Annotated in this window: 9 protein-coding genes and 2 pseudogenes; 6 read left to right on the top strand and 5 right to left on the bottom strand. The window is 44.1% G+C overall.

Features of this window, described 5'->3' with window-relative positions; translation table 11 throughout:
• A pseudogene (locus ST37_RS20305) lies at nucleotides 1-151 on the bottom strand (integrase); the annotation flags it as partial.
• Nucleotides 152-344: 193 nt separating this feature from the next.
• On the opposite strand from ST37_RS20305, the gene ST37_RS17370 reads away from it, so the two are divergent.
• The 3 genes from ST37_RS17370 (at nucleotide 345) to ST37_RS17360 (ending at nucleotide 1,598) form a co-directional block, all read left to right on the top strand.
• A complete protein-coding gene (locus tag ST37_RS17370) occupies nucleotides 345-902 on the top strand; it encodes a cysteine hydrolase (RefSeq protein WP_084888767.1) in 558 nt (185 codons plus the stop codon).
• A gap of 151 nt (nucleotides 903-1,053) precedes the next feature.
• Nucleotides 1,054-1,311 (top strand): type II toxin-antitoxin system Phd/YefM family antitoxin, encoded by a 258-nt coding sequence (locus ST37_RS17365; protein WP_084888737.1) that lies wholly within the window; start codon nucleotides 1,054-1,056, stop codon nucleotides 1,309-1,311.
• On the top strand, nucleotides 1,299-1,598 hold the full coding sequence (locus ST37_RS17360) for a type II toxin-antitoxin system RelE/ParE family toxin (RefSeq protein WP_084888735.1): 300 nt from the start codon (nucleotides 1,299-1,301) through the stop codon (nucleotides 1,596-1,598). The genes ST37_RS17365 and ST37_RS17360 overlap by 13 nt, the downstream gene beginning before the upstream one ends.
• 477 nt (nucleotides 1,599-2,075) lie before the next feature.
• Here the strand turns inward: ST37_RS17360 and ST37_RS17355 are convergent.
• From ST37_RS17355 to ST37_RS17340, 4 genes and pseudogenes are all read right to left on the bottom strand, one after another.
• A pseudogene (locus tag ST37_RS17355) lies at nucleotides 2,076-2,999 on the bottom strand (IS110 family transposase); the annotation flags it as partial.
• 47 nt (nucleotides 3,000-3,046) lie between these two features.
• Nucleotides 3,047-3,346, bottom strand: a complete 300-nt coding sequence (locus ST37_RS17350; RefSeq protein ID WP_084888734.1) for a type II toxin-antitoxin system RelE/ParE family toxin — start codon at nucleotides 3,344-3,346, stop codon at nucleotides 3,047-3,049.
• An 8-nt stretch (nucleotides 3,347-3,354) separates the two neighbouring features.
• Nucleotides 3,355-3,597: a type II toxin-antitoxin system Phd/YefM family antitoxin gene (locus ST37_RS17345; protein WP_084888732.1), complete on the bottom strand. Its 243-nt coding sequence runs from the start codon at nucleotides 3,595-3,597 to the stop codon at nucleotides 3,355-3,357.
• A gap of 577 nt (nucleotides 3,598-4,174) precedes the next feature.
• The gene (locus tag ST37_RS17340; RefSeq protein WP_084888730.1) at nucleotides 4,175-4,834 is read right to left on the bottom strand and encodes a phage integrase N-terminal SAM-like domain-containing protein; all 660 of its coding nucleotides are present in this window, start codon (nucleotides 4,832-4,834) and stop codon (nucleotides 4,175-4,177) included.
• 228 nt (nucleotides 4,835-5,062) lie between these two features.
• Here ST37_RS17340 and ST37_RS17335 point away from each other — a divergent pair, with 228 nt between their 5' ends.
• From ST37_RS17335 to ST37_RS17325, 3 genes are all read left to right on the top strand, one after another.
• On the top strand, nucleotides 5,063-5,584 hold the full coding sequence (locus ST37_RS17335; protein WP_084888728.1) for a GNAT family N-acetyltransferase: 522 nt from the start codon (nucleotides 5,063-5,065) through the stop codon (nucleotides 5,582-5,584).
• A gap of 178 nt (nucleotides 5,585-5,762) precedes the next feature.
• Nucleotides 5,763-6,029 (top strand): BrnT family toxin, encoded by a 267-nt coding sequence (locus ST37_RS17330; protein ID WP_084888726.1) that lies wholly within the window; start codon nucleotides 5,763-5,765, stop codon nucleotides 6,027-6,029.
• A complete protein-coding gene (locus tag ST37_RS17325; protein ID WP_084888724.1) occupies nucleotides 6,016-6,258 on the top strand; it encodes a CopG family transcriptional regulator in 243 nt (80 codons plus the stop codon). Before ST37_RS17330 ends, ST37_RS17325 begins: the two co-directional genes overlap by 14 nt.
• Nucleotides 6,259-6,639: the final 381 nt, after the last annotated feature.

Here is a 6,639-nt window from a genome sequence, read left to right as displayed (position 1 = left end):
GTGAGTCGGGGCTGCAATCAAAGAAGTGACTGATGCGGCGCACCGCACGAGAATAGGCATCAATGGTGGCAGGCCGTTTACCTTGCAGTTTAAGGTTGGTAAGGTGATGTTTATAGAGCGTGTTGTATCGAGCAAGTTCGTTGGCGTTCATAGTCGTAACTCCTTTGTTTACCATCGAGTGATGGAGTAACAAGAAGTATGGTGCTTTTACGTTTTGCTCTGCCGCGGAGCGGCTTCGTTCAACAAGTTAATCAATTACGTTACCCTAGCAAAAAGACGTTAGGGCAACCGGACGCTGAAAAACGCGTCGATTATCAAAGGCGTTAGTTTTCATGGAGAACAATTTGAGCAAGTTACTATTAATTATTGATATGCAAGATGATTTCTTCCAAGAGGGCCGACTTGCCTTAAAAAGAGCTCAAATGGTTCGCTCATTGAATGAGTTATTGGATGCGTTTCGTCTAAATAATCAAAAAATCATTTGGGTTCGCCAAATATTCAAAGACGATTTGTCAGATAGCTATCTAGCTTTGAGGGATACTAATCAAAAATGGACTATCGAAGGGACTACGGGTTGTGAATTTTTACCTGAATTAATCAAACTCCCGAGTGAAGTTGAAATTATCAAAAAACGGTATAGTGCATTTTTTGGTACAGAGCTTGATTCTATTTTATGTGACGATTCGCCAAGTGAAATAGTAATTGCAGGTGTTAATACTCATGCATGTGTAAGAGTAACGGCAATTGATGCGTATCAACGTGATTACAAGCTGGTTTTTGCTCAAGAATGCTTGGATTCTTATGACCAATCATTCCATGATGAGTCGTATAAATATATGGTCAATAGTGGTATTGCGACACCAATGTTTAATAAACAAATCGTCGCTGAACTCAAAAGCTAACAAAAAGTTTAACATGGGTTCCATACGCGTGCCGACTCGCCTCGCTCAAACATGACACACGTTTACTCACCCCTTAAGCTGGCTACATGGAGTTTGTCATACTTAAAGTGATAGAATAGTATCACTTTAGTATTCCTTTGGAGCAGCTCTCATGAAAGTAGAACTAGTTACATCACTCAAACGTCAAGCAACAAAGATCCTTGCCGATCTCCACGACACTAAAGAACCAGTGTTAATTACCGAACATGGTAAGCCATCGGCATATCTGGTTGATGTTGATGATTACGAGTTTATGAAAAATCGTTTGGCTATTCTGGAGGGGATTGCACGAGGTGAACGCGCACTAGCTGACGGTAAAGTGGTAAGTCATGATGAAGCCAAGGACAATATGTCAAAATGGCTGAAATAATCTGGACTGAGCCTGCGTTATCCGACCTAAATGATATCGCGGAATACATCGCACTTGAAAATATTGTTGCGGCAAAGCAGTTAGTACAAACGATCTTCTCCAAAGTCGAACGCCTACAAACTTTCCCAGAGTCAGGTCGTATTCCACCCGAACTAGAACATTTAAGTTATCGTGAAGTTGTCGTTAACCCATGCCGTGTTTTCTATAAGCAAGACGGTGACAAAGTGTTTATTCTGTTTGTTATGCGTGTTGAGAGAGATTTACGCAAGTTCCTGTTGAGTAAGTAATAACCGTTGGGAATGAGCGGCTAACAAATAAGGATTAAGCGCTGCGCCAGCCAGCGTTAAATCCCGAGTGTTGAACAAGCCCGTTGTCTCTCTATAAGTAAATTGTGCGATTGTCGGCTCAGGTGGTCACGCCTTGATACTTTCCTCAAGGCGAACGCTGTCGTGATAAGACCTAAAGTGACATCTTATCAGCAGGTTAGCGTTTATTTACTTGGCTTTTTGGTATCGCTTCTCCTTTATCAAGTTATCATCATTATCCTTATTATCTCAGCCTTTCGGCTATCTCGGTCGCGTGACCCCAACGCACCCCATCTCATGCTGACAGCAGGGACAGGCACCTACTGCTTTGCTCTTTTTTGCCAGTGTGAACAAGAATTTTTGAAGGCTATCGCCAAGCAGTAACCATTGAATACGGCTCAGGATATGTCGTGCTTGCCTGTCCACTTCGCAGATCACCACTTCTCTTGCTAAAGCCTAAATATACGCGATCATTTCTCTAGCGATCGCTGTGACTACGACGGTGCGATGCTTGCCTCGCTGAAGAAGCCGCTGATAACGACGGCAGAGCCGTTGTTGGGCTTGCCAAGCAATATCGACGATTTCTTTTGGAAGACTCTCTTGCCCGCGCAGCAACTCAACCGAGATATTGGCTTTGTGCTTGTAGGTTTGGGCACCTTCAATTAGCAACCGTCTTGCTCGGCTATTCCCACACTTAGTGAGGCTACCACGCCTTGTTTTACCTCCGCTGGAGTTTTCTGTTGGAACCAAACCAAGGTAAGCCATCAGCTTTCTAGGATGATCAAAGCGACGTAGGTCGCCCAACTCTGCTATCGTACCGAGCGCAACCAACACCCGAACACCTCGCATTGCCTGGACCGCTTTTACTACAGGGTAGTAGCGCTAGTTTTTGGCTTGATGAAGCAGCTCGTTATCTAACCTTTGCAGGCGTTGCATGCGTTCACTAATAGTGATGATCATCTCTTGCAGAACTATTTGCTGACTATGGTGCGGCATGATGAGGTCTGTTAGCCACCGTAGATGCTTTTTAGACCAGTTGTCGTTCACAGTTGCCTGAACATTGTTGCGCAGTAAAAAGCCTTTAAGTTGAAACTTGGCGTCCTTTAAATCCTTCATAGCGGTCTCGCGTGCTCTAGATAAATCTCGGATCGCCTCGTCTTCGGCTTCAGGTACATAAATCGAGGTAAGCTCTTCTGCCTTGAATAGCTTGGCAAGCTTAGCTGCATCTCGTTTACCGGTTTTGACTCGATCTCCGGATTTCTTTGGAATAAGCGACGGGGCAACGACACAGCAGCAATGACCGAGGCTAGTGAGCCGTCGATAGGTCCAGTACCCACATGGACCTGCTTCATAAACGAAGTGTACTGTCGCTTTCGGGTACTTTACCAATCAGGTTCAGCACCCTATCTGTAATTGCTAGGGTGTGGATATTATTTCAAATGATTCTGGGGCAACTGCGATTGACTAAGAACGGCAACGATCAGAATAAAGCCATCTTCTTTGGTAAAGTAGGCAGTGTGCTTGCCAACAGGGAAGTAGAAGCCACTTGTGTATAACTCATCACAGCTTCTGCCAACTGCTGGATTGTCAGCAAGCATTTGAAAAGCAGTTAGTAGGTTGTCTCTGTAGCGATTCCATTGTGATTCGGAAAAGTTTGTAACGGTGTAGCTTTTAATTTTGCGCAAATGGCTCTGCGCCAATTTACTTAGCTTATATTTGTTCGTTTGCATACTGTAGGTTATAGGCTCTTCAAGAATGTTTCGCCATCAACTACATTACCCTCCGAGAGATCTTGTTTTGCAGCCTCAAAGCAATGTTTAATGTAACCAGCTTTCATTGCTTCAAGCTCTTCGTAATCTTGAATGGACATTACAACGACAGCATCTTTACTGTTTTTGCTGATCTTAACTGGCTCTCGTTGAGCACTTAGAAGTAGTTCGCCAAAATTACGTTTAGCGTCGTTTGCTGTTAATGTATGCATGTTAAAGCTCCAAACTTGGTTACTAGTAAGAGTATAATTGATTGTGCGAAATGTTCAATTTAATTAAATCGTGCGATCTTTGCGAAAATTAAACTAACAAATAAGGATTAAGCGCTGCGCCAGCCAGCGTTACATCCCGAGTGTTGAACAAGCCCGTTGTCTCTATATAAGTAAATTGTGCGATTGTCGGCTCAGGTAGTCACGCCTTGATACTTTTCTCAAGGCGAGCGCTGTCGAGATAAGACCTAAAGTGACATCTTATCAGCAGGTTAGCGTTTATTTTCTTGGCTTTTTGGTATCGCTTCTCCTTTCTCAAGTTATCATCATTATCCTTATTGTCTCAGCCTTTCGGCTATCTCGGTCGCGTGGCCTCAACGCACCCCATCTCATGCTGACAGCAGGGACAGACACGTACTGCTTTGCTCTTTTTTGCCAGTGTGAATAAGAGCTTTTGAAGGCTATCGCCAACCAGTAACCCTTGAATACGGCTTAGGATATGTCGTGCTTGCCCTCTTAATAAGCCGCAGTCTCGTACACGTTGTAAGCCCTTTGGTAATGTGTGCTACAAGACAAGTAGCTAGAATTGAAGGGTAGGCAGTGTTCGCGTCGTCCACTGTTTGGTTTTGCTTTCTCGGTAGCGAAAGGTCACGGTATCATTTTCAACGCTCACGATGTTTTGGTCAGGGAGTACCCCTCGATACAGGTATCGTGACAAGTACTCCAGTGCAGATTGGCCTTTGCCTCCTTTACCGTCTCGAATGTGCACTTGCATTGAGTGTGCATCAATATCTTGAACGGTCAGGTTAAGCGCCTCACCGAGTCGAAGCCCCATAGAATATAGCGTGAGGGAAAAGACCTGATAGCGGCGCTGGCGAGTCATGGTGATGAGCAGAGCGACCTGAGGGGCCGTGATGACATCGGGTAACTTTTTAGTGCGAGGTGGCCTGACGATGTTTACCCACTCCCACTGCTTGTCTAGGGCATAGCGATAGAAAAACTGTAAGCCGTTGCGGTCGAGCTTAACGGTACTCCAGGAGTGAGTTTCAATCAGACGAGCAAAGTACTGCTTGAGCTGAGAAGTGGTAAGCAAGTCGGGGCTGCAATCAAAGAAGTGGCTGATGCGGCGCACCGCACGAGAATAGGCATCCATAGTGGCAGGCCGTTTACCTTGCAGTTTAAGGTTGGTAAGGTGTTGTTCATAGAGAGTGTTGTATCGAGCAAGTTCGTTGGCGTTCATAGTCGTAACTCCTTTGTTTACCATCGAGTGATGGAGTAACAAGAAGTATGGTGTTTTTACGTTTTGCTCTACCGCGGATCGGCTTCGTTCAACAAACTGCTTAAGGTGGACTGCCAACGCTCGGAGAATTTACTTCAATATTTGGTCTGTGTTTACGGTGGTCTGTTTAAATTTTATGGTACGTTGTCAGCGACTTAGCAGGGCGTTTGCCCTTTTCGAGGAAGTGATATGGAAATCATACAAGAAATTGATGTATGCGAGAGGCATCATAAAGCAATCGAGACATTAAGAAATCAAGCGTTTCCAGAACACCGAGTAAATCGCTCTTACTTCAAACAACTTCCTCATATGCGCGCTCTCCATTTTAAAAATGAACACCTAGTTGGTTATCTTGGATTAGATTACCGAGTAATCAAAGTCGGCGAGGAAGTCCATAAAGTTCTTGGTGTCATAGATTTCTGTGTTGGCAAGGAACACAGAGGTAAAGGTATCGGAACTAATATGCTGTCTGAGCTAGCAGAATTTGCGAGGGATAAAGACGTGGATTTTATTATCCTTATCTCTGAGTTACATGACTTCTACTCTTTGCAAGGTTATGAGAAGGTTCAGGGGATACAATCTTGGCTCAGGCTCCATGAGCACACTAACTATGGTATAGCTGTTGAGCATGTCGATGAACTGTATGTAAAGCAAATTAGTGGAAAGCAATGGGGTGCAGGACATATAGACTGGCTAGGCTATATGTACTAATCAAGCACAGGGCTAACAAATTGTTCAACAGCGACTCAAAACGGGTGCCATTTTCGCTTCGCTCAATAGTATGGCACTCTAGTTTTTCTCGCGCTAACAAGGCGTTAGTTAGCCAGTCCCAAAATTTTCAACTAATGTAAAATTTGCTAAATGAGTAAAAAGGGTATAGTTTTTACTCATGGTTGAATTTGAGTTTGATGAAAACAAAAGCAGGTCAAATTTTGAGAAGCATGGAATTGATTTCTATACAGCTCAAGGTTTGTGGAACGACTCTGAACTTATAGAGATCCCTGCAAGTACAAGCGATGAGCCTAGATATTTAGTCATCGGTATGCTCAATGGCAAGCACTGGTCTGGTGTCATTACATATCGTGGGTTAAATATTCGGATCATTTCAGTCAGACGCTCACGCAAAGCGGAGGTAAATTTATATGAAAGCGCATGAATTTGATGCCAAGTTTGAAAGTGACGATGACATTTTAGGTGAGCTAGATTTATCTAAAGTTAAACGTCCAATGCAAAAACAGAAACGAGTCAATGTTGACCTTCCAGCATGGATGTTAGAGTCATTAGACCGTGAAGCTAGTCGAGTAGGTGTTACAAGACAGTCAATCATCAAGATTTGGTTGGCTGAAAGGCTTGAAAATGTAGCTCACCATCACACTTCAAACTAAACGGCTAACAAATAAGGATTAAGCGCTGCCCAGCCAGCGTTAAACCCGAGCGTTTAGCAAGCCCGTTGTCTCTATACAAGTAAATTGTGCGATTGTCGGCTCAGGTGGTCACGCCTTGATACTTTTCTCAAGTTATCATCATTATCCTTATTGTCTCAGCCTTTCGGCTATCTCGGTCGCGTGATCCCAACGCACCCCATCTCATGCTAACAGCAGGGACAGACACGTACTGCTTTGCTCTTTTTTGCCAGTGTGAATAAGAGCTTTTGAAGGCTATCGCCAAGCAGTAACCATTGAATACGGCTCAGGATATGTCGTGCTTGCCCTCTTAAGAAGCCGCAGTCTCGTACACGTTGTAAGCCCTTTGGTAATGTGTGCTGT

Origin of the sequence: Vibrio sp. qd031 (genome assembly GCF_002100145.1) — a bacterium.
Lineage (GTDB): Bacteria > Pseudomonadota > Gammaproteobacteria > Enterobacterales > Vibrionaceae > Vibrio.
The sequence above is the reverse complement of the archived record's forward strand: the minus strand, read 5'-3'. Positions and strand labels throughout refer to the sequence as shown.

Bases quoted from the DNA above. Each gene is read 5' to 3' on its own strand.
- ST37_RS17325 (WP_084888724.1), top strand. From the start codon at position 6,016: ATGAAAGCGCATGAATTTGATGCCAAGTTTGAAAGTGACGATGACATT.
- ST37_RS17330 (WP_084888726.1), top strand. From the start codon at position 5,763: ATGGTTGAATTTGAGTTTGATGAAAACAAAAGCAGGTCAAATTTTGAG.
- ST37_RS17335 (WP_084888728.1), top strand. From the start codon at position 5,063: ATGGAAATCATACAAGAAATTGATGTATGCGAGAGGCATCATAAAGCA.
- ST37_RS17345 (WP_084888732.1), bottom strand. From the start codon at position 3,597: ATGCATACATTAACAGCAAACGACGCTAAACGTAATTTTGGCGAACTA.
- ST37_RS17340 (WP_084888730.1), bottom strand. From the start codon at position 4,834: ATGAACGCCAACGAACTTGCTCGATACAACACTCTCTATGAACAACAC.
- ST37_RS17350 (WP_084888734.1), bottom strand. From the start codon at position 3,346: ATGCAAACGAACAAATATAAGCTAAGTAAATTGGCGCAGAGCCATTTG.
- ST37_RS17365 (WP_084888737.1), top strand. From the start codon at position 1,054: ATGAAAGTAGAACTAGTTACATCACTCAAACGTCAAGCAACAAAGATC.
- ST37_RS17360 (WP_084888735.1), top strand. From the start codon at position 1,299: ATGGCTGAAATAATCTGGACTGAGCCTGCGTTATCCGACCTAAATGAT.